A 21741-nucleotide genomic window follows, 5' to 3' on the forward strand; every position below is an offset into this window, starting at 1 on the left:
CTTCGGCTTCGGCTTCGGCTTCGGCTTCGGCTTCGGCTTCGGCTTCGGCTTCGGCTTCGGCTTCGGCTTCGGCTTCGGCTTCGGCTTCGGCTTCGCGCTTCGCATCATCGGTGCTAAGGCACGCATAGTGCTTTTGCATTTGAAGCATCCACGAATAGTTGTCTTCGAAATTTCCCCAGTCACTGATCAATGCCGTCCGGTTGGCTGCGGGAATCAGCCAGATTTGCCAGCCTTTATTCAAGACATGCAAAAATGCCCAGCCCGATTGAGGCATTAAATACAGCTGCTTTTCCAGCGAAAGCTCATCGGTGAAATAGCCCCGGAAATCTTGTGCAAAGGGTGTGCCTGCAGCAAAAGTTTGGGCTGCCGCGTGCGGCTCAATTCGAGCTTTATAAGAGAGGATCTGCTTTTGAAAAATAGGCTCGTCACAGAGCGAAAAAATATCTTTAATGCGCTTTTTTGCTTTGGCAATTTCATAAAAAGAAAGCGCCCGATGTTCTAAATCATTTGTTAATTGATGCAGTTCTTTAATGAGAAGCGCTTTTTCTAACGCATTCATTCAGTTGATTCCCCTAGAGAAATTTGTGAGCTTTTTCTAAATATTTTGCTAAAACGATATTGGCTGCCAATTCGATTAATTTATATTCTGCAGAATTTGGCTGCGGGTGTTTTTCTGCCATCTCAATCAAGTCATCAAGATTAATGGCTTGCGGTGAAACTTTTCCCTGTATAAGCGCCTGAAGGTTTTGCATAGGCAGACCTATGTATTTGACAAAAAGAATAATATTGAATTGATTATATGTATTTCAGGAAAAAAAGCATGAAAAAAAACGTCAAGTTTTGACGAATAGTCTGCAAAATTGACAAAAAAAGTGCATTTTAGTGAAAAAATAACCGTATTTTTAGAATCGGGTTTTGGATTTCCGCATGCTCACGGGCTTGCCTTGCTCGGGAAAAGGCCGAAAAGCGGGCGCTCTGTACTGGCTTAGGAATATTGTCAAATTAAAAAAAAAAAGCAGACCCGTAGAATACGGATCTGCTTTTTTTGACAGAAAATCAGCTTGAATTTAAGCCGATTTTTCTGATGCTGCCTGATTTAACCCAGATGCTTCAGAAACAGGCGCTTGAGTGCCGGGATTTGAAGCTTGAACAGGCGCTTCTTTTTTAACTGGAAAATCAGGCACATAAACAACTTGTGCAGAGACAGTAGCAGAAATGGCCATAACAGCAATAGCGAAGACTGATTTTAGTGCGTTCATGATTATTTCCTTTTCTAAAGTCCAGCGAAGCTGGACGGGAGATGCATTTAATGCTTTCAATTTCATTTAAAATAATAGCAAAACACATGTAATAGAAAATGATCAATTCGGCAACAGTAGATGAGTGGTTTGTTTTTTTATTACTATAAAACAATTGTTTAGAGTAAATATTCTAAGTGGCCAGCCTTGCGCATGACCACTTGCTGCAGGTTTTTAATGCTCGAAATTAAACATGCTTCGAACATTTTTTTTGGTAAACTTTTCCAGCAATACCGCCGATTACAGCGCCGCTGAATGTGCCGAAAACGGGTAAAATGCTGCCGGCAACAGCGCCAATCAATACCCCTTTTACCGTGGGTGAAAACTTCGATGATTTCGCGCAGCTGCTTTTGCTGCAAGAGGTCTCTGCAGCAGTGTCCTGAGGCGCAGAGTCTGAAGCAGAGGATAGATTTTCTGTAGTCATATTGCTCTCGATAGCTGATAGGGTAGAGCCTTTAGATTATAGGGCTTTCAGGCTTTGCATTGTCTTGAGCATGTAAGATGGAGCAACGATTTGTAAGCTAAAAATAAAGAAAATATTAACTGTGTCTATTCCGTAAGTTTTTGCTGTTCAAGTTTTAAAGTGCCTATTGTTGTCTATTTTTTAATCTAATATAGAGCCTCGATAAGAAAAATTGAGGAACAGCGGTAATGGCCATTGCAAAAATTGTAGAAGTAAATTCCAGCAGTACCCAAAGTTTTGAGGATGCAATTCAAACCGGAATCGCCAAGGTAACCGAAACGGTAAAAAACGTGCAGGGCGCTTGGGTCAACGAACAGAAAGTGATGATCTCAGACAACAAAATTACGGAATACCGCGTCAACTTAAAGATCAGCTTCTTGGTCGATTAACAGATTTATAGATATGCAGCGCTAAAAAAATCCCCAGATGAGGGGATTTTTTTATTCAGGCAGCGCTAATTATTTTTCTGGGGTTTCACAGCTTTCATCATTGCATACCGGGGTTGGGGCAAGCTCGGGAAGCTCAGCGGCTTTATCCATCACTTGTTTAAACACCTCTTTGGGCTGAGCGCCTGCCAATGCAATACGCTGTTCAAATACAAAGAAGGGTACACCGGTAATTTTTAATTGATCACGGGCAACTTCTTCATCATATTTTACGAAATCGGCAAATTCATCTGAGTCGAGCAAGTCATCAACTTCAACTGGATTTAAGCCAATGCGGGAGGCAACATCTTCTAAGGTTTCACGCTCACCAATGGCTAAGCCTTGGGTCATATAGCTATAGAAAAAGGCTTCTTCCGCTTCCGAGCCTAAGCCTTTGCTTTGCGCCAAATGAATGAGGCGGTGTGCATTCAATGTATTGCCTGAATTGGCTTTTTGCCAGTTAAAATCAATGCCTTCAGCCTTGGCCATTTCTGCAATATTGCGCTGCATGTCTTCAACTTCTTCAATGCTGCGGCCGTATTTTTGCGCCAGACGTTCAGTATTGGAAATTTCCAGGCGAGCGGGCGCATCTGCATCAAGTTGATAGCTGTGCCAAAACACTTCAAGTTCTACACCGGATTCTTCGGCAGCGGCTTCAAGACGTTTTTTCGCAATATAACAAAATGGGCAAACCACATCTGACCAGATATCTACACGCATGGGAAATCTCTTTTCTATATTCTGGGGAATTTATGGGGGCAAATCCTAAAATTTAAAGCCATGCATTGCAATCCATTTTTAGCCATGCTGCTGTAAATCACATCAATTTATTGGCCTTTAAAATAGCAGAAGAGGGGCTATATCTCTATTTATCCGGAATCAGGCGCTTGCCCAAACAAATCACATCGATTTCTTCATAGCCCTATTGTTCATAAAAATTCTGTACATCGATGTTGTCGTGACGAATGAATCATTGAAGTTTTGGGCAGCCTAATGCTTTAAGCTTTTTTTCAATTGCTGAATCAGAGCAGTGGCAATGCCGTTGCGCTGTAAATCCGGGTGTACAGCAAGATCATTGACCCAGCCCCAGTGACCGTCATAGCCGCCCATGACACTTGCAATAAGCTGATCATCTTTGACGGCGAATAGAAAGAGCCGGTCTTGCTGGGCGAGCTTTCTGAAAATATCGATTTCCAGGTTATTCCATGGACGGATCAGATTGCAAAGTTCCCAAAGCGCAATCACGGCATCTAAATCAGATTCGAGATAGGGGCGAAGAATAAACATCGGTTTTTAAGCTTTTATTTTGATCAATATAAATCCGTCGGGTTTGCAGGATTTAATCAGCGGTCTTCAAAAATAAAAGGCATAAAAAAACGCCCTTGGGGGCGTTTTTTTATTGCGCAGAATTAAGCAGATTTCGCTTCTTTTTGTTGCGCCAGCATGTGGCCAGTTTCTTCGAAGTTAACGTGCCAAGACAGCGCTTCACGAAGAATGTGCGGCGTTTGACCGCCTTTTTCGCATGCGCGGTCAAAGTAATCGTTCAATGCATCACGATACATAGGGTGAGCGCAGTTGTCGATCACAGCGCGAGCACGTTCACGTGGCGCTAAACCGCGCAGGTCAGCTAAGCCTTGTTCAGTTACCAGGATATCTACGTCATGCTCTGCATGGTCAATATGCGATGCAAATGGCACAACCGAAGAAATGTCGCCGCCTTTCGCAATTGATTTAGTCACGAAGATTGCAAGGTGAGCATTACGCGCGAAGTCACCTGAACCGCCAATACCGTTCATCATTTTTGTACCGCAAACGTGAGTTGAGTTTACGTTGCCGTAAATGTCGAACTCAAGCGCAGTGTTGATGCCGATAATGCCCAAGCGGCGAACCAATTCAGGGTGGTTCGAAATTTCTTGCGGACGAAGAACCAATTTGTCTTTGTACTGTTCAAGGTTGTTAAATACTTTTTCGCCGTATTTAGCAGAAAGCGTAATTGAAGAACCTGAAGCAAATTTCATTTTGCCTGCATCAATCAATTCAAATGTGCAGTCTTGAAGCACTTCTGAGTACATTACCAGATCTTCAAAGTTTGATTCTTTCAAACCAGTCAATACAGCGTTTGCAATTGAGCCGATCCCTGCCTGCAGCGGGCCAAGGTCTTTTGGCAGGCGGCCTGCTTCCACTTCTTTTTCAAAGAACGCGATCAGATGGTTGGCAATCCCTTGAGTCTCATCATCAGGTTCAGTCACTGTAGATGGAGAATCGTGGTATTCGCTGTTGAAAACGATGCCGACAATTTTAGACGGGTCGATATTGATTGCGCTTGTGCCAATGCGCTCATCCACTTGAGTCAATGGAATTGGCTGGCGGGTCGGGCGGTAAGACGGGATGTAGATATCGTGCAGGCCTTCAAAAGCCGGGCTTAAGTTGGTGTTGATTTCTACAATCACTTCTTTTGCAAAAATAGCAAAGCTTGCAGAGTTGCCGACAGAAGTCGTCGGGATGATGCCGCCGTCTTCTGTAATCGCAACAGCTTCAATCACAGCAACATCCGGTTTTTTCAGCTGCAGGTTGCGCATTTGTTCAACTGTTTCAGACAAATGCTGATCGATGAACATCACTTCGCCTTTGTTGATCGCTTTACGTAAAGTATTGTCGACTTGGAAAGGCAGACGGCGTGCAAGAACACCGGCTTCAGTTAACTGCTTGTCGAGGTCATTGCCTAAAGACGCACCCGTGATCAACGTGATTTTCAATGGGTTTGCTTTTGCTTGTTTCACCAACGCTAAAGGCACCGCTTTTGCTTCACCTGCGCGGGTGAAGCCGCTCATACCTACCGTCATGCCATCTTTGATAAATGCCGCTGCTTGTTCAGCGCTGATAACTTTATCGTGAAGTGATGCTAAACGAATGCGATCTAAAGACATGTTTTACTCTCTGGGAAATCTTAAAACTGATACGGATTGTACCGATCAAAAAAGCTATTTTGCATACCTGTTAGGCTAAGGTCTAATTTTTTGAAAAAATGCGGGTATAAGATATTTTTATGATTTTTAAGATATTGTTTTAAAAAACAAAAACTAAGCTTGTTTAAGGATTGCACAAAACTGTTTGTTCGCTATTTGAGCGCTTGCTAGAAGCGCTCACTGAAAGTTTGCTTGATTTTTTCTAAGGGGCTGCTGCTTAAAACTTCATCAGCTTCGGTTTTTTTCAGAGGCAATGAAATCACCGCTTCTAAACCGCCTTGAGGGCGGTTATGAATTGAAAGCTGCCCTTCATGGATATCCACAATCCGTTTGACAATCGCCAGGCCTAAGCCGCTGCCTTGCACCGTTCGGGCATCATTGCCGCGGACAAAGGGCTGCATCAGGTCTGCAATCTGATCATCAGGAATGCCTTCGCCATTGTCCGCCACACTGATCATCAGCTGCTCAGCTTCTACATATGCGGACAGCTCAATGGGTTCTGCGCCGTAGCGCTTCGAGTTGTTGATTAAATTGCCGATCAGGCGTTTGAGGGACAGGCTGCGCGCTTGAATAATCGGCAGCTCTTGCGCTTCAAAGCGGATATCCAAGGGTTTGAATTGAATAATCAGTTCCTGCAGCAGCATATTGATATCGGTATCTTGCGGCTCTTCATCTGAGCCGTCACGCATATAGGAGATAAACTGATTTAAAATGGCGTCCATGTCCTCAACATCATAAATCAGGCCTTCTTTGAGGAAGTCGTCATCCGGCATCATTTCTGCACTCAGGCGGATGCGGGTCAGCGGCGTGCGCAAATCATGCGAGATGCCCGCCAGCATAATGCGGCGGTCACGCTCGGCCTGATCCAGCGTATAAATCATATGATTAAAGGCTTGGTTCACCTCACGGATTTCCTGCGGGCCGTGATTGGTTTCCAAGTAGGGCGCTGTGCCGGTCTTGCTGTAGCTGTTGGCGGCATGCTGCAGGCGGGCTAAGGGCCGATTGAGCTGACGCACTAAGGTTAAAATAATCACCGCAGCAATCAGCGGAATCCCCAGCAGCCAGCCAAAAATCAGCTCGGGGCTGTAATTGGCATAGGTCTTTAACGGCTCCCTCACCCAATTGCCATTCATTTCAGGCGTTTGAATCCAAATGCGCGGGTCGGGCTTAAATTGGAAATACACGGTGGCATTGTCAATGCGCATTTCATTGGCGAGTTTTTTTTCAATTTGGTTGGTAAAAAACTCAGCAATCACTTTGTCTTTGACATTGGGAAATTCTTTGGGATCGGTAATGTATTCAATGCCAACGCGGTTTTTCATCCAGGTGTCGACATCCACTTCGGCATTGTTATGGAAAATGCGCAGATCAGGGTTGTTGATAATTTCCAATTCGACCGCTAAATAGCGCGCATGCTGCTGAATTTCCGGCAAATACAGCGTGCGCCAAAAGAACCAGAGGGACATGAATAAGCTGAAAAAGACAATAAACAGAACCAGAACCGTGGTGCGCATGGCGGCGGATCTCGGTTTGACTTTGTCTAAGAAGCGTTCCCAAGAGGTGCGTTTTTTTTCTTGGTAGGCTGCGTAGTCGGTAAATTCTTGCGGGTCGATGGGTTCGAGTTTCACGCCAGCTTCCTGTGGACTATTCTTATCAATGTTATTGAGGTCTGCACCATGGGATCTCGCTGGGCATACCTGCAATGGAAGGAGCTCATTCTGTTACTTTTGAAAAAGTAACCAAAACTTTTGCCATTCGCTGAACTCGCAAAACATTGACGAGCCTTAAAAGTGCAGGTGGCTCAAACAACAGCGAATGGCTTTTAGGGACAACAAGTATTGTGCATGATGCCCTTAATTAGACGCTATTATTCAGCGCCATCTGGAACAAAGACATAGCCCACGCCCCATACGGTTTGAATGTAGCGCGCGCGGGCAGGGTTTTCTTCCACTAAGCGGCGCAGGCGCGAGACTTGAACATCAATTGAGCGCTCCATTGCGCCCCATTCACGTCCGCGGGCTAAATTCATCAGCTTGTCACGGGTTAAGGGTTCACGCGGGTGCTGAACCAGCGCTTTCAATACCGCAAACTCGCCAGTTGTTAAGGTGACTACCTGGCCTTCACGCGTCAATGTGCGTGTAGATAAATCTAAAGACCAAGGGCCGAAAGAGACCACTTCCATGTGCTGGCTTGGCGCGCCAGGCACTTCACGCACTTGGCGGCGCAGTACTGCGCGGATGCGCGCCAGCAGCTCATTCGGGTTGAATGGTTTCGGCAGATAGTCATCCGCACCGGCCTCCAGCCCCGCAATGCGGTCAGAATCGCTGCCGCGCGCTGTCAGCATGATAATCGGCGTATCAATATTGGATTGGCGCAGGCGGCGGCAAATGCTCAAGCCGTCTTCAACGGGCAGCATAAAATCCAGCACGATCAGTGAGAACAGCTCCCGCTGCAAAAGCCGGTCCATCTGAGTGGCATCATGTGCGGTCTTCACCACAAAGCCTTTGTCTTCTAAAAATCGCTGCAATAGCGTACGCAGGCGCACATCATCATCGACTACGAGAATGCGCTCTACGCGGTCTGTATCGGCTTGTACGGCATCAGTCTTCTCGGCAGGTACCACTAAACTCATGATGTGCTCCTTATTCTTTATTGTCTTCGTAACAAAAGTTGGCATAACTTGAGTATACGACTCATGTGTATCTGTTGACTATGTTCTAAAGCAACAAATATTGCAGTTAAAATCAAGACATAGATACTAAATATATACATGGTTTGGCGGACAATTGACTTATATTTTTTGGGCTAAATTCATGTTTCATTAAAACTTTAAGTGAAAAATGTTAAATTGCAGTGAATTGGCAATAAAAACCGTAAGCAAATTAATAAAAACAATTGTGGATTTTATGGTCTTGGTCTTTATAATCATGGCTTTTAGAACTTATCCTTGTGGGATCACATACGATGACTGACTTAGTTCAGCAGTTGGCAACAGAAATTGCCGTACGTCCAAATCAAGTTGAAGCTGCCATTAAATTAATTGATGAAGGTGCCAGCGTTCCATTTATTGCGCGTTACCGTAAAGAGGTGACGCAAGGCTTAGACGATACGCAGTTACGCCAACTCGACACGCGCTTATCGTATTTGCGTGACTTATACGAACGCCGTGAAAAAGTTATTGAATCGCTGAAAGAACAAAATAAATTATCTGACGATTTGCTTGCCCGTGTGAACGGTGCAGAAACTAAAAACGCATTAGAAGAAATTTACGCGCCATACCGTCCAAAACGCACCAGCAAATCATTTAAAGCTAAAGAAGCTGGCTTAGGCCCAATTGCTGAGAAAATTTTTGCAGAAGCGGTAGATCCTGCTGAAGCATTGGCGGGCTTCAGCCATGAAGATTATCCTGATGCAGAAAGCCAGCTGGACGCCATTCAGCATATTCTGATTGATGACTGGGCGCAAAATATCGCATTGACTGCTGAGCTGAAAGACACCTTTGCTAAAACTGCGGCGTTGAAAAGCTCCGTAGCGTCTGATGAGAAAAAAGAAGTGGGCAAAAAGTTCCGCGACTATTTCGATTTTTCAGAAAACCTGAATAAAGTGCCGTCACACCGTTTGCTGGCAATGCTGCGCGGCCGTCAGGAAAACGTGCTGGGTTTGAAAGTGGATGGTGAAGACCATGCGCCATTGGCCCGCATTGAAACTGAATACAGCCTGGATGCAGTGCAGCCGCAAAGCCGTCAAGACTATTTGAAGCAAACAGCAAAATTGTTCTGGCTAGGCAAAATCCGCCCTGCCATTGAACATTCATTGCTCACTGAAAAGCGTTTGGCTGCCGAAGCTGAAGCAATGCATGTATTTGCAGAAAACTTACGCCATTTATTGCTGTCTGCGCCTGCAGGCGCGCGCTGCACATTGGGTGTAGACCCTGGCATCCGTACCGGTGTCAAATTGGCGGTCGTGAACCAGTCGGGCGATGTGGTTGCGCACAGCACAGTTTATCCATTTGCGCCGAAAGAAGACAAAGCTGGCTCAATTGCAGAGCTTGCGCGCCTTTGCCGTGAATTTAATGTTGACTTAATTGCCATTGGCAATGGCACAGCGAGCCGTGAAACGGAAGCTGTGGTTGCCGAAATGATGGCGGCCAACAGTGATTTGAAATTGACCCGCGTGTCTGTGTCTGAAGCAGGCGCATCGGTGTATTCAGCGTCTGAATTGGCATCGAACGAACTGCCTGATCTGGATGTTTCAATCCGCGGCGCCGTGTCGATTGCGCGCCGCCTGCAAGATCCATTAGCGGAACTTGTGAAGATTGATCCGAAATCGATTGGTGTGGGCCAGTACCAGCATGATGTGAATCAAACCGGTTTGGCGAATACGCTGGATGCGGTGGTGGAAGACTGTGTGAATGCCGTGGGTGTAGATGTGAACACCGCATCTGCCGCAATTTTGGGCTATATTGCAGGTCTGAATAAATCCATTGCGCAGCAAATTGTCGATTTCCGTAAAGAAAACGGCCGTTTTGACAACCGTCAAGCGTTGAAAAATGTGCCGCGTTTGGGAGAGCGCACTTTTGAGCAATCCGCGGGCTTCCTGCGCATTCAAGACGGTTCTGAACCATTGGATGCATCTGCCGTTCACCCTGAATCTTACGGTTTGGTGAATAAGATTGTTGAAGCGAAAGCAACAACTGTCAAAGACATGATCGGCAACAGCGAAATTATCCGCCAAGTCAAAGCGGAAGATTTTGCCGACGAACAATTCGGCTTGCCTACCATTCAGGATGTGTTGTCTGAATTGGAAAAACCGGGCCGTGACCCGCGTCCAGAATTCCGCACAGCGAAGTTCCGTGAAGACATCACCGAAGTATCGCAGCTCACCGAAGGCTTGCAGCTGGAAGGCGTGATCACCAATGTGACCAACTTCGGCGCATTTGTAGATGTGGGCGTGCATCAGGATGGCTTAGTGCATATTTCTGAATTGGCGAATGAATTTGTGTCTGATCCGCATAAAGTGGTGAAGCCGGGCCAAATCGTGCAAGTGCGTGTACTGACTGTAGACGCTGAGCGTAACCGCGTGAACTTGTCGATGCGTCCTGAAGGCTCAGAAGCGCCTGCTAAAGCGCCGCGTCAGCCGCGCCGTGAGCACAGCAATGAGCAGCGCGGTGACCGCAAGCCGCAAGGCAAGCGTCCGCAAAACACGCGTCCTCAAGGTGATCGTCCGCAAAATAACCATAAGAAGCCGCAGGCTGCTAAACCGCAAGAAAATAAAATTGGCGGTTTGGGCGCATTGCTGCTTCAAGCAGGGATTAAAGGTTCGAAGTAATCTTTAATGCTGAAATAAAAAAACCTCCCGATGGGAGGTTTTTTTATGTCTGTTTCATGCGGTATTAAGCATGTAGCATTGGCACAATCCAGCTGACTAATATCAGCATAATGCCTAAATGGCCTAATTTACGGGTCACATACACCAATTTAGACGGCGGCTGCTCCAGCTGTTTTGCGTAATCTTCAAAACTGATGCCGTCCTGTTTTTTGCTGCTGAATAAGAACGTCGCTAAATCAATACAGATTAAAATGGTACCGACGTCAGCTACAACTTCCATTAAATCGTAATGCGGCGTGCTCAGGGCAATAGCAATCTGGTAGCACAGGAACAGCGCAAAAGCGATGCAGGCAAACTGCAAGACAAGAAGAAAAATCCGCATAAGCATCTTAAAAATTCAAAAAGTGGCTCGATTATACAAGCCAATTGCGCCTGCTGCATTAATCCTTACAAAGGCTGTATAAACTGCGGGAAATTCTGCTTTTCCACCATCTCTAAAAATTCATCGCCCAAGCGCTGGCTTTCAGCGACAGACTGTTTCCACATCTGAATCCGCTGTTCCGCATCCAGGCCTTTGAGGACAAAGTCCTTACGGTCAGGCAAGCGCCCTAAGGGCAACGATTGCAGATAATCTGGAGATGGAGAGATCAACACCGTGCGCGCTTGATTTTCAGGATTGGCAGTCCGTGATTTAAACATTTTATCAAACCAGCCGGGAATGATGCTGTCGCTAAAATGCGGGTATAAAACAATTCCTTGGCTCTCAAAGGGCAGATCAATATGGTAGTCGATCAAGCCGCCGTCCCGGTATGCGCCTTGTGGCGCATCCGCGATATTTTTAACAGCAGGCGTTACGCCTGGAATTGAACCGGACGCCATCAGCCAATCTGCGACATTGTGCTGATTAAAATTTAAATAATGGGTTTTAAACGCATCCTGCTGAATTTTAAATTGCGGAAAATGTTCAGGCTGGCAAATCACCCGCTGCATAAATTTATTCAGATGGTTTCGAGACAATGCATTGCTGCCGATAATCCCCAAAAGCGAGCTGTAAAGGGCTAAGCGCTGATCACTTTGGAACAGATGTTCGGCTTTAGCGGCGATAATGGTGAGATGATAATCGGGATGCTCAACCAATTGCTGGGTTTGACTGCCCAAAATGCCTGAGAGCATCTCTCTGGAAATTTTTTCAATTTCCGCAATTTTCATTTTTTGATGAAAAGGCAAATGAATGTATAAATCCGCTAATTGCTCAGGCCCCAGTTTTTCTCCTTGCGCGACAATGCCGGCAAACCGCCAGGCGCCTACGGATGAGCCGATTAAGAAGCGTCTTTGCTTGGATTGAGGGAGAAACTCTCCAAAAATTGCTAAATCCAGACCGGTGAGCCCAATGCCTTTAGGGCCGCCGGCAGCGCCAGGAATCATATCCACTTGGCTGGCCTGCAAGCCTGCTTGCTCAATCAGCTGCCGTGCTGTGGCGCCGGCACGGATGGTCAGGGCGGGAGGCCGTTTCTGCAGAATCTGGGTCATTGTTTTTACGCCGCTATACACTTGTGCATAAAGTTTAGAATAGAACAAATGTACAGCAATGGCGAGATGACTCAGTCAATGACTGCTGAGTCATTTAGATGCGTGATTTAAGAAGGCTGCTCGCAAATTTGGCTGCGCGTGAATCAAATTCATTTAGAAGCTATGGAGCGTTAATCCGATTGAGGCAAGCCCATAGCGTTTGTCCAAGCGGGATGCGGTTACACCATTGTATAAAAATGGAATTTGTCCAATAAAATTATGCTGGTAAAGCTCACCTTGCAAAAAAGCGCTGAGGTGCGTGGTGAATGCATAATCCAGCTTGAGCCCTAAGCTTTGATTGTAATGAATTGCCTTGCTGCCAAAATTTGAAATGCGGTCATCAATCTCTTTACGCCAAAGCTGTTGATACTGATAAGCGAGCTGGCTTTCAAAGTTTTGGTATCTCCAGTTCCACGAAGCGCCGATGCTGGCAAAATAGGCGTCGTAATTCAGGTCTTGCTGCATATCAAGCCCGAATTCACTGGCGTTGCCGCTGATTTTTAAGTCAGTAACCGTTATATTGCCTGTTTTGCAGGGCTGAGCGAGATTTCCTGAATATTGATTGCTGCCGTCAATATTCACATTCATTAAACAGCCTTGCTGTGTGGCTTGAATCTGCAGCTTATTCACTTCGACTTTGCTATAGCCAAGGCTAACGAAAGCATTCAGTTGATTCATGTGGTCCAGCTTTCGTGAAAACAGAGCATCTAGCTGTACTTGAAAATCTTCAGGATCTTCAACATTCACTGCATTAAATGTGCGCTGATTTACGCGCGTAGGGCTGGTTTTGCTGAGCGTATCTGCGCGGTTTGACCAAATGCTTCCGCGAAGTGTGAATGCATCTGAGGTTTTTAAATCTAAATCGGGGGTATAGCGAACACCCAATAATGCGCTCTGAATTTTATTGCTATCATCGCTGAATTCGATTTTCCGGTGCCAGTATGTTCCTTCTATTGCCCAATTCGGATTAAAATCATATTGGGCGCCCAGATTGAAACCCTGATAATCCCCCATGGATTTATCTGACACACCTTCACTTTCACGGATATCAAATACATCTAGGGTATCGTTAACGGCATCAGCTGAAAATTTGAGTTGAAGCTTAGAGCTGGATGGATTAATTAAATCTTTGGCTTGAAGAAATAAATCGCTTGGCGCCGCTATGGACTGCAAAGAGATAAAACAGCCGCTACAAAATAATGCAAGTTTGCTACGCATGTGAGGTATCACTAAAAAATTAAGCAAAAAAACAAAAAAGCCAGTCCGAAAACTGGCTTAGAGGCAATAATTAGTTCAGTTTGAAATATGCAGTCAGCGTACTCGCAAGATAGTTGTCACCGCCAAAGTCTACAGCGCCAGTTGCAAGGCCTAAGTTGGCATCAATCACATAAGTGATAGGCAGAACAAAAGCCGATACTTGTACAGTGTCATTGGCTTTAAGCTTGACTACATATGATTTGTAGTATTCCTCTAGCTTTTCATTGCTGTTAATTAAATTCTGTAATGAAACTGTGCCATTTGCAGATGTGATGTTTACAGGATTGTTTAGAGTAAATGAAGTTTTATCAATAACCAGTGACGTAATGATACTAATCTTAGTGCCCGCTGGAATAGTGGCGCTTTTAATTGAGCCATCTGCATTGAAATTTAACGTGACATTATTCACAGTGACATTTAAGTCTTCTGTTTGCGCTCCGCTTTGGCCCTTTAATTTAAAGGCTAATTTTACGGTATCGCTTAATTCTTTTTGCGTATTATTTAGTTTGAAATCTACACTGAGAACAGTATTAAGCGCACCTGAATCAATGTTTAGCGGCGATGCGCTGCTTGAGTTCTTGAGATCAGCTAATGAATAGTGAGCAAGGCTGAATTCTGAATACACTGGAGTTTTTAGATTGTCTGCAATGGAATCTTTAATACCGTCTTGGTTGCTTGTAATCGCATTTTGCAAGCTTTCAGCTGTTGTTGTGCCAGATGCCACAATGTTATTTAGCGCATTTGTAATTATGGTGATGCTGGTATTAATTTGAGTCATAACAGACTGATCAATCGTTACTGCCGGATCATTAATGTATGTGCCTGCATCAGTGACTGCCTGGGTTAGGACTGCATTAAGCGCAGCATTGTCAATAATTAAACTATTTGTCGTAAACAGGGGTGCTGTTTGGAGCTGATTTAGAATAGCGCCAAATGCGATTTCAGCGGCCTTATCTTGATTAATCGGATTTGTGCCGTCACCCTTGCTTACGGCTTGTAAGCTGTCTTCAATTTGAGTTGCCAGCTGCTGTACGGTAAAAATAATGGCCATGTCTTGCGCGGTTGCATCTTTTGCCGGGTCAAACTGAGATAAATCAAAGTTAGCGGCTTGAAGTTTCGTAATTGTGCTGCTGCTCAGGCCTAATTTTTCTAACAGAGGCTTAATATCGGCATTATTGGCTGCGCCTAAATACGACTGCAATGTTGTGAGCGGCGTGATAACAGCAGTATTACTATTAATTGCCTGTAAATTGGTTTTCTTTAATTTCAATGTACCTGTAAAAGGTAGGCCTGTTGCAATATCTGTACCGCCTGTAACCGTGATTGCTGAGTTTTGGCAATTTTCTGTAGTATTAAACTTGAAGTTCCCCGCGGCGTCAGTTTTTACAAAAACAGGATTGCCTGCAGAGTCCTTGCAGTCATCCAGCTGAACTGTTGCATTTGCTAAATAAAAGTCAACAGCCGTTCCAGAGATCGGTTTAGATGCAAATGGCGCTGCAGCAGAGCCTGAATCACCGCCGCCACCGCCGCATGCCGTCAGCAAAGCCATAATTGAAGTGACAAGCAGAGTTTGTTTAACCGATTTATTAAATAACATGTGTTTCCCCGAAAAAATTAATCGTGATTTTTGATCTCTTATAACAAATTAAAGATTTAAAAAATATTAAGGTTTATCTTTCTATTAATATTTTGTTGGTTGTTATTTGATTTTTTGCAGATTTTGAATTGTTTTTTTATGTTTGGTAAAATTAGTTGGTTGCATATAATGTTTTTTGCGCTATTTCCTTTATTTATTAAAATAATATTATTATGTGAAAAATATATTAAATATTGATTTTCAATAAATTAATAAAATACCGAGAAATAGGGATATTATTTTTTTATTATTTATGGTCTTGATTGTAATATAAATCAAATAATTTTTTATTTAAAGTTAAATTGTTTTTTATCGTGAATTATATTTTATGTTGCATAGTTTTATTGAGGTTATGCGGTTTTTAAAACTTCCGCTTTTGCATAAATAAAGCCTCATTAATGAGGCTTTATTTCGTTGTGCATTTTACGGGGGTTATTTCACTATCCGCCACATTGCCAGCAGGCTGGACAGTGCAATCAGTACAATTGAAACATACCATGGCGCAATAATCGCGATTGATAACAAAATTGCCATGATGCTGCCGAAGATCCAGCTGCGTTTTTGCTGATGTTCCATTTGCAGGCGCATGCTTTGCAATTCATTTAACTGTTTGGCATGCCAAGCAGACTGGTTTTTCAAGCCGTTCAGGCTGTCAATCAGCATCGTTGGAAAGTCCTGCGCACCGAGCAGCAAATCAGGAATTTTCTGACCCAACTCCTTTAGATTTTTCTGCGGATTCATTTGGGATTTAATCCAATCCGTGAGAATCGGCTTAGCTAAGCTCCAAATGTCCAGTTCAGGATACAGGTCTGTGCCTAAGCCTTCCACATGCACCAGTGTTTTCAGCAGCAGCATCAGCTGCGGCGGAATTTCCAAATGGAAGCGGCGGGCAATGTCCATGACTTCAATCAGAATGCCGGCAAAGTCCAGCTCATGCATCGGCTTCGACACCATTGGGCCAACCGTGCGGCGCATTTCACGCGCCAAGGCGTCCTGATCGGTGCCCGGCGGAATCCAGCCGGCCTGATGCACAATTTGGATCAGCTGCATAAAGTCGCTGTTCATCACGGACAGCAGCATGCGCGCGACCGTCATCTGGTCATGTTTGGACAGCTCGCCCATAATCGCGCAATCCAGCGCAATAAAGCGCGGATTGGCAGGATTGATCGTTTCAACAAAGACGTTGCCGGGGTGCATGTCGGCATGGAAGAAGTTGTCGCGGAAGACTTGGGTAAAGAAAATGGTCAGGCCTTTTTCCGCCAAGTCCTTGCGGTCCATGCCCAATTGATCAAAAGTGGCGATGTCTGAAATCGGCACACCGGTGATGCGTTCCTCGACCATGACATCTTTGCTGTCCATATAGACTTCAGGCACATACATCATGCTGGAGCCGGTAAAGTAATGGCGCATGCGGCGGGTGTTGTCGGCTTCCAGTGTCAAATCCAGTTCTTTTAGAATGATCTGGCGGTAGTCCTGAATAATTTCAGACAGATGCAGCGCGCGGGCGGCTTCTAGGCGTTTTTCCAGGAAATTGCCCAGCCATTCCAGAATTTCGAAATCCTGCAGAATTTGACTGCGGATATCGGGGCGGGTGACTTTAACGACAACTTCACGGCCATCATGCAAGGCTGCGGTATGCACTTGAGCAATTGAAGCAGCTGCAAGCGGCTGTTCATCAAAACGGGCAAATAGGGTATTGATATCGGCCTTGAGGGATTCCTGAATGCGCATTTTAGCGACATCAGAACCGAATGGCTTGACGCGGTCTTGCAGCAGCACCAACTGCTGCAGGACTTCGGGCGGAATCAGGTCGCGGCGGGTCGACAGCAATTGTCCCAGCTTAATCGCCAGAGGGCCCATATCTTCCAGCGCCTGCTTTAATTTCAGCGGATTTTTACGTTCTTTGCTGGACCATGCCGCAGGGTGCATGCGGATAAAACTCAGCACATGGCGGGCTTTTTCAGGCAGCTCTTCCGCAGGAAACAACGTGTCGAGTCTATAGTGCGCGGCAATGCGCCAAAGGTCGAGTAAACGTGTAAGGTGCGGAATCATATGAGCAAATACCTAGTTTTGAGTTGTATCTTGTAAAGTGTCTATTTTAGCCTGCAGCTGCTGAATTTTGGCTTCTGCACGGTCTAAATTTTGATTGAGCAGGCGGGTGTCCTGATTCAAATCATCCATTTGCCAGCGCGGCGCCAGCAGCCCCGTGTCTTCTTTTAAGGCATCTTCGGCAAAAAATAAATGGCTTTGCAGGCTGCGCTTAAGATGCTTCGGCGCCAGCTGAATTTTGCCGAGTTCATGCGCCAGTGCAGGGCCAATCCACGGTGAAAGATGCGAGGCCAAATCGGGTTCGGCTTGCGCAATGATGCGCTGGAGATCCTGCAGCAGATGATAGTCGCCTTGAACAGGGATGGTGCCGATATCATCGGCCAACAGCAGCTTCAGCAGTTCTGCCGTATTTTTGACATGCAGGCTCGCTGTTGCTTCAGCAGGAGAATCCGCTTGATCAAAAGGGCGCTGTTCAAATATGGACGGCTGTGCGCTGTGGCCAGTGGCTGTCGGCTCTAAACGGACTTTGCCGTCATCAAAGAACACATCTACGGAAAGCTGCGGTGAATCAATCACCACGCGCAAAGTTTTGCCTTGCAGCTGATTGAGCTGGATGCGACTGATGGCATCCAAATCAATCACATGGTGAATGAATCGTTCAGCTGCACCCAGTGCAAGAATCGACCACATAGATTTGACCTTAATTGCTTACAGTTTAAAGCCGCGGTGAACGGCAACGATCCCGCCAGTGAGGTTGTGGTAGTCACAATTCTGGAAGCCGGCATTTTCCATCATGCCTTTCAGCGTGCGCTGATCTGGATGCATGCGGATAGATTCGGCCAGGTATTTATAGCTTTCCGAGTCATTGGCAATGATTTTGCCCATAATCGGCAGCGCGGTAAATGAGTACAAGTCGTACAATTTAGAGAAGGGTTCAAATACGGGTTTAGAGAACTCTAATACCAATAAGCGGCCGCCCGGCTTTAATACACGGTACATGGCTGCCAAAGCGGCATCTTTATCCGTCACGTTGCGCAGGCCAAAAGAAATGGTCAAGAGGTCAAAGCTGTTGTCTGCAAAGGGCTCAAGTGTTTCAGCATTGGCCAGTACAAAATCGACATTGGTGCAGCCGGCGTCAATCAGGCGGTCACGGCCGACATTCAGCATGGATTCATTGATGTCTGATAGCACGACATGGCCAGTCGGGCCCACTTCACGGCTGAATACTTTCGCCAAGTCGCCAGTACCGCCGGCAATATCCAGCACCTGCTGGCCGCGGCGCACACCGGACATATTGATGGCAAAGCGTTTCCAGAGGCGGTGAATGCCGAATGACATCAAGTCATTCATAATGTCGTATTTGCTGGCCACCGAATGGAACACTTCAGCGACTTTTTGCGCTTTATCTTCGCTGCTGACGGTTTGATAGCCGAAGTGGGTGGTCGCGCCGACATTGCCGGTATTGGCGCCGCGCGGCAAATTGTATTTGGGCACAGAACCTGTCACCGGCGTATCAGTCAAGCGCTGTTCTAATGACTGCTGCTGACCTTGCGGCGCGCCTTGCGGAAGCGGTTCAGTTAAGAAAGGACTCGCTGTGTCTTTGTTTTGGGCTGGCTCTGCAACAGGGGCCGGCGTTTGATTTTCATTAGACATAGAGTCGCTCCTAACGGAAAAATAGGGTGAATGCAGCATTGCATGCATGATGACAGATTCTTTGCTGTTATACAGCAATCAGCATGCAATTGTTATGAATAATATACAGAAATCTTGCAGATTTGCATGGATTTAAAACCGGACGGCGTTCTCGGCTGCCGTCAGCGCTTATGCAAAGGGCAGTGGGTCGCCGGCATGCACTTTGCCAATAATTTGCCGTTCCGCAGCAGTAAAATCTTTGACAAACTTCTCAGCAGACTTTAACGGCTTCATGGCTAAAAAGCCATCCTGCATAAATTCATACATGATGTTAAAGTTGTATTTGAGCGCCGCGCCTTTACACATTTTAAAGGCTGCATAGACCACAAAAGAACGCATGTATTTGTCGAGGCTTTGACCCAGCTGATCCAGCAAATCCAGCTGTTTCAGGCGGCCTTCGCCCTGATTCAGCTTTAAATAAGTGATGCGCATCATCTCATCGGTCAGCTTTTCATAGGGATGATAATCCTGCAGCAGCTGCATCGCCACTTGTTCATCCAGCTGAACCGCCAAGATGGCCAATTCAACTCCGGATGTGCCGGTTTTAATGGCATTGTCTGGAATCAGCTTTTCCGCTTTGTGCGCATATTTGCTCAGGCGAGCAATCTGCTGCGCCAGCGCATCGAAATCCGGCCCGCCGTATAGGCGGTTGATAAAGTATTCAGCCATCAGCAGATTATGCTTTTCAGCAAACTGTTTAGCATGCGTGCGCTGCATGCGCTGTTTCTGCCAAGCTTGAACGTCTTGCAGGCGCTGAAAAATTTCCGGATTTTTATGATAGTTCAGCTGGTAATACAGATCTAAAAGATCATCTAAAACTGCAAGCTTGGACATTGCGTGTCTCAATAATTTCAGGGTTTTGCAAATTTTAGCTGCAGTTGAGGCGGCCTGCTATGACAAATTGACAGAAAATTGCCATTCAAGCAGCCAGTCTGCTGTGCTTTTACACAAAAAAATGCTGCATAAATATATGAATTGGTGATTTCGAGTGCCTGCCGGCTTGGTTATACTGCAGTTCAAGAACAGAACAATAGAGAAAAAGATGGCCGCGCAAGACAATGGAATTCAGCTGATGGATCCGGATCAGCTGTCAGTAGAATTGATTGAAGCGCAGTATGCGCTGAAAGACACCAAAGGCAAAAGCAATGCCAAAAGCGTGTTGATTTTGGTCAGCGGCATTGAGCTGGCGGGCAAGGGTGAGGCGGTCAAGCAGCTGCGCGAGTGGGTCGATCCGCGCTATTTGCGGGTGAAAGCGGATGCGCCGCAGACGTTCAATCATAAACAGGCTTTCTGGCAGCCTTATGCGCGCTTTATTCCTGCCGAAGGGCAAATCATGGTGATGTTCGGCAATTGGTACAGTGACTTGCTGACCACCTCCATGCATGTGTCGAAGCCCATCGATGAAACCATGTTTGATGATTATGTCGAACGCATGCGCGCGTATGAGCAGGATCTGAAAAATAACAATGTGGATGTGATTAAGGTCTGGTTTGACCTGTCGTGGAAATCCCTGCAGAAACGCCTGGATGATATGGATCCAGGTGAAATGCGCTGGCATAAGCTGCATGGTTTGGACTGGCGCAGCAAAAAACAGTATGACAGCCTGCAGAAACTGCGCCAGCGTTTTACCGACGATTGGGAAATGATTGACTGTGAAGAAGAGGCGGAGCGTGATCAGCAGTTTGCGCAATATATTTTACAGACGCTGAAGCATTGCCCGGAGCATCTGCATAAGGCTAAAGGGCGCTGGACGCAGGCGGAAGTGCCAGAAAGTCTTTTGACCCCTGCAGAAATCCCTTTAGAAAAACATGATTATAAAGAAGAACTGAAGCTGCTGAGCAAGAAAGTGGCGGAAGGGCTGCGCTTCGACTCACGCAATGTGGTGATTGTTTTTGAAGGCATGGATGCTGCGGGGAAAGGCGGCGCGATCAAGCGCATAGTGAAAAAGCTGGACCCGCGCGAATATGAGATTTATACCATTTCCGCCCCGGAAAAATATGAGCTGAGCCATCCGTACCTATGGCGGTTCTGGACTAAAATTCAGCCCGAAGAAAAAATCAGCATTTTTGACCGTTCCTGGTATGGCCGGGTGCTGGTGGAGCGGGTAGAAGGCTTTGCCAGCGATGTGGAATGGCAGCGGGCCTATGATGAGATCAACCGTTTTGAAAAAGACTTATATGATAGTCAAACCATTGTGGTGAAATTCTGGCTAGCCATCAGCAAGGATGAACAGGCAGTGCGCTTTAAGGCGCGGGAAGAAACCCCGCATAAGCGTTTTAAAATTACTGAAGAAGACTGGCGCAACCGCGGGCGCTGGGATGATTATTTAAAAGCGGCAGCCGATATGCTGGAACGTACGCATACCGGCTATGCGCCATGGCATGTGATTGCCACCAACGATAAAAATACTGCTCGGCTGGAAATCTTGCGCGCAATTGTCAAACAGCTCAAATCGGAATAATCCGCGCCGAGCTGAAGCAGCGCTCCTTATTGAGCAGCAACCGTTTGCGCCTGCTGCTTTTGCTGAATGCTTTTCGCCAGCTTGTAACAGTCTTCAATATGCGCATCGGCCACCTTTTTCATCACAAAGTAACCTAAGCTGGCGGCAATGGCTTGACCGCCTAGAGGAATGAATTTAGTCACCTGCTTAGTGATATATTTGGCTGCCGCATTATTGATGGACTTTTTTACTGCCGTGCGGGCAATCACTAAACCGGAAAACTCGACGCCGCGCTTGCGCAGCTCTTGCCAGTGAATCTGTTTGGTGGCCGGATCATAGACACTGATTTGTTCTGGAGAGAGCCCAAAGCGGGCATTAATTTCAGGAATCAGCTGCGATAAAATGCCGACGTCGATGATCACATCAAAAAATGGAACAGGCACAATGGCTGCGCCGGCAGAGAAATATGCCCGCTTTTTGGCCAGCTCCAGACATTCCGCGCGAATGCTTTCTAAATTCAGGGTCGGGTCGATAGAATCTGGAATATTGTCTATTTTCATCTGCGCTTACCTTCAGCTTGATACTGATTTTTTTCATTAAGGATCACTAAGATACTTG

The 21741-nt window shown here is 46.0% G+C and carries 19 protein-coding genes and 2 pseudogenes; 3 read left to right on the forward strand and 18 right to left on the reverse strand.

Annotated features, from left to right (window positions below; genetic code table 11):
- The 4 genes and pseudogenes from F941_RS16590 to F941_RS01470 all read right to left on the reverse strand — a co-directional run.
- Positions 1 to 559: pseudogene (locus F941_RS16590) on the reverse strand (hypothetical protein); the annotation flags it as partial.
- A 13-nt stretch (positions 560 to 572) separates the two neighbouring features.
- Positions 573 to 752 (reverse strand): hypothetical protein, encoded by a 180-nt coding sequence (locus F941_RS01460; RefSeq protein WP_005007010.1) that lies wholly within the window; start codon positions 750 to 752, stop codon positions 573 to 575.
- 315 nt (positions 753 to 1067) lie between these two features.
- Positions 1068 to 1325 (reverse strand): hypothetical protein, encoded by a 258-nt coding sequence (locus tag F941_RS01465; protein WP_018572714.1) that lies wholly within the window; start codon positions 1323 to 1325, stop codon positions 1068 to 1070.
- Positions 1326 to 1485: 160 nt separating this feature from the next.
- Positions 1486 to 1722: a hypothetical protein gene (locus tag F941_RS01470; protein WP_005007013.1), complete on the reverse strand. Its 237-nt coding sequence runs from the start codon at positions 1720 to 1722 to the stop codon at positions 1486 to 1488.
- Between the two features lie 227 nt (positions 1723 to 1949).
- Between F941_RS01470 and F941_RS01475 the strand changes: the two genes are divergently transcribed.
- A complete protein-coding gene (locus F941_RS01475; protein WP_005007015.1) occupies positions 1950 to 2150 on the forward strand; it encodes a dodecin family protein in 201 nt (66 codons plus the stop codon).
- A gap of 69 nt (positions 2151 to 2219) precedes the next feature.
- Here F941_RS01475 and F941_RS01480 read toward each other — a convergent pair whose 3' ends face one another.
- The 5 genes and pseudogenes from F941_RS01480 to ompR form a co-directional block, all read right to left on the reverse strand.
- A complete protein-coding gene (locus F941_RS01480; RefSeq protein WP_005007018.1) occupies positions 2220 to 2906 on the reverse strand; it encodes a DsbA family oxidoreductase in 687 nt (228 codons plus the stop codon).
- Positions 2907 to 3108: 202 nt separating this feature from the next.
- Positions 3109 to 3473, reverse strand: a pseudogene (locus F941_RS01485) (GNAT family acetyltransferase).
- A 122-nt stretch (positions 3474 to 3595) separates the two neighbouring features.
- The gene (locus F941_RS01490; RefSeq protein ID WP_005007022.1) at positions 3596 to 5113 is read right to left on the reverse strand and encodes an acetyl-CoA hydrolase/transferase family protein; all 1518 of its coding nucleotides are present in this window, start codon (positions 5111 to 5113) and stop codon (positions 3596 to 3598) included.
- A gap of 206 nt (positions 5114 to 5319) precedes the next feature.
- On the reverse strand, positions 5320 to 6780 hold the full coding sequence (locus F941_RS01495; protein ID WP_005007024.1) for an ATP-binding protein: 1461 nt from the start codon (positions 6778 to 6780) through the stop codon (positions 5320 to 5322).
- 239 nt (positions 6781 to 7019) lie between these two features.
- Complete coding sequence (ompR, locus tag F941_RS01500) at positions 7020 to 7784, reverse strand: osmolarity response regulator transcription factor OmpR (RefSeq protein WP_005007026.1); 765 nt, start codon at positions 7782 to 7784, stop codon at positions 7020 to 7022.
- Between the two features lie 332 nt (positions 7785 to 8116).
- On the opposite strand from ompR, the gene F941_RS01505 reads away from it, so the two are divergent.
- A complete protein-coding gene (locus tag F941_RS01505; protein ID WP_005007027.1) occupies positions 8117 to 10480 on the forward strand; it encodes a Tex family protein in 2364 nt (787 codons plus the stop codon).
- Positions 10481 to 10544: 64 nt separating this feature from the next.
- Here F941_RS01505 and F941_RS01510 read toward each other — a convergent pair whose 3' ends face one another.
- From F941_RS01510 to F941_RS01545, 8 genes are all read right to left on the reverse strand, one after another.
- Positions 10545 to 10862, reverse strand: coding sequence for a hypothetical protein (locus F941_RS01510; RefSeq protein ID WP_005007029.1), 318 nt, complete (start codon positions 10860 to 10862; stop codon positions 10545 to 10547).
- A 65-nt stretch (positions 10863 to 10927) separates the two neighbouring features.
- Positions 10928 to 12010: a patatin-like phospholipase domain-containing protein gene (locus F941_RS01515; protein WP_005007031.1), complete on the reverse strand. Its 1083-nt coding sequence runs from the start codon at positions 12008 to 12010 to the stop codon at positions 10928 to 10930.
- A 153-nt stretch (positions 12011 to 12163) separates the two neighbouring features.
- Entirely contained in the window at positions 12164 to 13267 is a 1104-nt protein-coding gene (locus F941_RS01520; RefSeq protein ID WP_005007034.1) for an autotransporter outer membrane beta-barrel domain-containing protein, read from the reverse strand.
- Between the two features lie 70 nt (positions 13268 to 13337).
- Positions 13338 to 14903 (reverse strand): hypothetical protein, encoded by a 1566-nt coding sequence (locus F941_RS01525; RefSeq protein WP_005007038.1) that lies wholly within the window; start codon positions 14901 to 14903, stop codon positions 13338 to 13340.
- A 471-nt stretch (positions 14904 to 15374) separates the two neighbouring features.
- Complete coding sequence (locus F941_RS01530; protein ID WP_005007040.1) at positions 15375 to 16994, reverse strand: ABC1 kinase family protein; 1620 nt, start codon at positions 16992 to 16994, stop codon at positions 15375 to 15377.
- Between the two features lie 12 nt (positions 16995 to 17006).
- Entirely contained in the window at positions 17007 to 17681 is a 675-nt protein-coding gene (locus F941_RS01535; RefSeq protein WP_005007042.1) for a ubiquinone biosynthesis accessory factor UbiJ, read from the reverse strand.
- 18 nt (positions 17682 to 17699) lie between these two features.
- On the reverse strand, positions 17700 to 18644 hold the full coding sequence (gene ubiE / locus F941_RS01540; RefSeq protein ID WP_005007044.1) for a bifunctional demethylmenaquinone methyltransferase/2-methoxy-6-polyprenyl-1,4-benzoquinol methylase UbiE: 945 nt from the start codon (positions 18642 to 18644) through the stop codon (positions 17700 to 17702).
- A 168-nt stretch (positions 18645 to 18812) separates the two neighbouring features.
- On the reverse strand, positions 18813 to 19517 hold the full coding sequence (locus F941_RS01545) for a DUF8198 family protein (protein WP_005007046.1): 705 nt from the start codon (positions 19515 to 19517) through the stop codon (positions 18813 to 18815).
- Positions 19518 to 19725: 208 nt separating this feature from the next.
- Between F941_RS01545 and pap the strand changes: the two genes are divergently transcribed.
- Positions 19726 to 21144 carry a polyphosphate:AMP phosphotransferase gene (gene pap / locus F941_RS01550; protein WP_005007048.1) on the forward strand — a complete coding sequence of 473 codons (1419 nt, stop codon included), beginning with the start codon at positions 19726 to 19728 and terminating at the stop codon, positions 21142 to 21144.
- 26 nt (positions 21145 to 21170) lie between these two features.
- On the opposite strand, the gene F941_RS01555 is transcribed toward pap, so the two are convergent.
- On the reverse strand, positions 21171 to 21683 hold the full coding sequence (locus F941_RS01555; RefSeq protein ID WP_005007049.1) for a hypothetical protein: 513 nt from the start codon (positions 21681 to 21683) through the stop codon (positions 21171 to 21173).
- Positions 21684 to 21741 lie beyond the last annotated feature (58 nt).

This window comes from Acinetobacter bouvetii DSM 14964 = CIP 107468 (assembly GCF_000368865.1).
Lineage (GTDB): Bacteria > Pseudomonadota > Gammaproteobacteria > Pseudomonadales > Moraxellaceae > Acinetobacter > Acinetobacter bouvetii.

What these genes read in the sequence shown, in the direction of transcription:
- ubiE (WP_005007044.1), bottom strand. Translation starts at nt 18,644, where the DNA reads ATGTCTAATGAAAATCAAACGCCGGCCCCTGTTGCAGAGCCAGCCCAA.
- F941_RS01535 (WP_005007042.1), bottom strand. Translation starts at nt 17,681, where the DNA reads ATGTGGTCGATTCTTGCACTGGGTGCAGCTGAACGATTCATTCACCAT.
- F941_RS01545 (WP_005007046.1), bottom strand. Translation starts at nt 19,517, where the DNA reads ATGTCCAAGCTTGCAGTTTTAGATGATCTTTTAGATCTGTATTACCAG.
- F941_RS01470 (WP_005007013.1), bottom strand. Translation starts at nt 1,722, where the DNA reads ATGACTACAGAAAATCTATCCTCTGCTTCAGACTCTGCGCCTCAGGAC.
- pap (WP_005007048.1), top strand. Translation starts at nt 19,726, where the DNA reads ATGGCCGCGCAAGACAATGGAATTCAGCTGATGGATCCGGATCAGCTG.
- F941_RS01460 (WP_005007010.1), bottom strand. Translation starts at nt 752, where the DNA reads ATGCAAAACCTTCAGGCGCTTATACAGGGAAAAGTTTCACCGCAAGCC.
- F941_RS01555 (WP_005007049.1), bottom strand. Translation starts at nt 21,683, where the DNA reads ATGAAAATAGACAATATTCCAGATTCTATCGACCCGACCCTGAATTTA.
- F941_RS01520 (WP_005007034.1), bottom strand. Translation starts at nt 13,267, where the DNA reads ATGCGTAGCAAACTTGCATTATTTTGTAGCGGCTGTTTTATCTCTTTG.
- F941_RS01515 (WP_005007031.1), bottom strand. Translation starts at nt 12,010, where the DNA reads ATGACCCAGATTCTGCAGAAACGGCCTCCCGCCCTGACCATCCGTGCC.
- F941_RS01465 (WP_018572714.1), bottom strand. Translation starts at nt 1,325, where the DNA reads ATGAAATTGAAAGCATTAAATGCATCTCCCGTCCAGCTTCGCTGGACT.
- F941_RS01475 (WP_005007015.1), top strand. Translation starts at nt 1,950, where the DNA reads ATGGCCATTGCAAAAATTGTAGAAGTAAATTCCAGCAGTACCCAAAGT.
- ompR (WP_005007026.1), bottom strand. Translation starts at nt 7,784, where the DNA reads ATGAGTTTAGTGGTACCTGCCGAGAAGACTGATGCCGTACAAGCCGAT.
- F941_RS01480 (WP_005007018.1), bottom strand. Translation starts at nt 2,906, where the DNA reads ATGCGTGTAGATATCTGGTCAGATGTGGTTTGCCCATTTTGTTATATT.
- F941_RS01525 (WP_005007038.1), bottom strand. Translation starts at nt 14,903, where the DNA reads ATGTTATTTAATAAATCGGTTAAACAAACTCTGCTTGTCACTTCAATT.
- F941_RS01505 (WP_005007027.1), top strand. Translation starts at nt 8,117, where the DNA reads ATGACTGACTTAGTTCAGCAGTTGGCAACAGAAATTGCCGTACGTCCA.
- F941_RS01510 (WP_005007029.1), bottom strand. Translation starts at nt 10,862, where the DNA reads ATGCGGATTTTTCTTCTTGTCTTGCAGTTTGCCTGCATCGCTTTTGCG.
- F941_RS01530 (WP_005007040.1), bottom strand. Translation starts at nt 16,994, where the DNA reads ATGATTCCGCACCTTACACGTTTACTCGACCTTTGGCGCATTGCCGCG.
- F941_RS01490 (WP_005007022.1), bottom strand. Translation starts at nt 5,113, where the DNA reads ATGTCTTTAGATCGCATTCGTTTAGCATCACTTCACGATAAAGTTATC.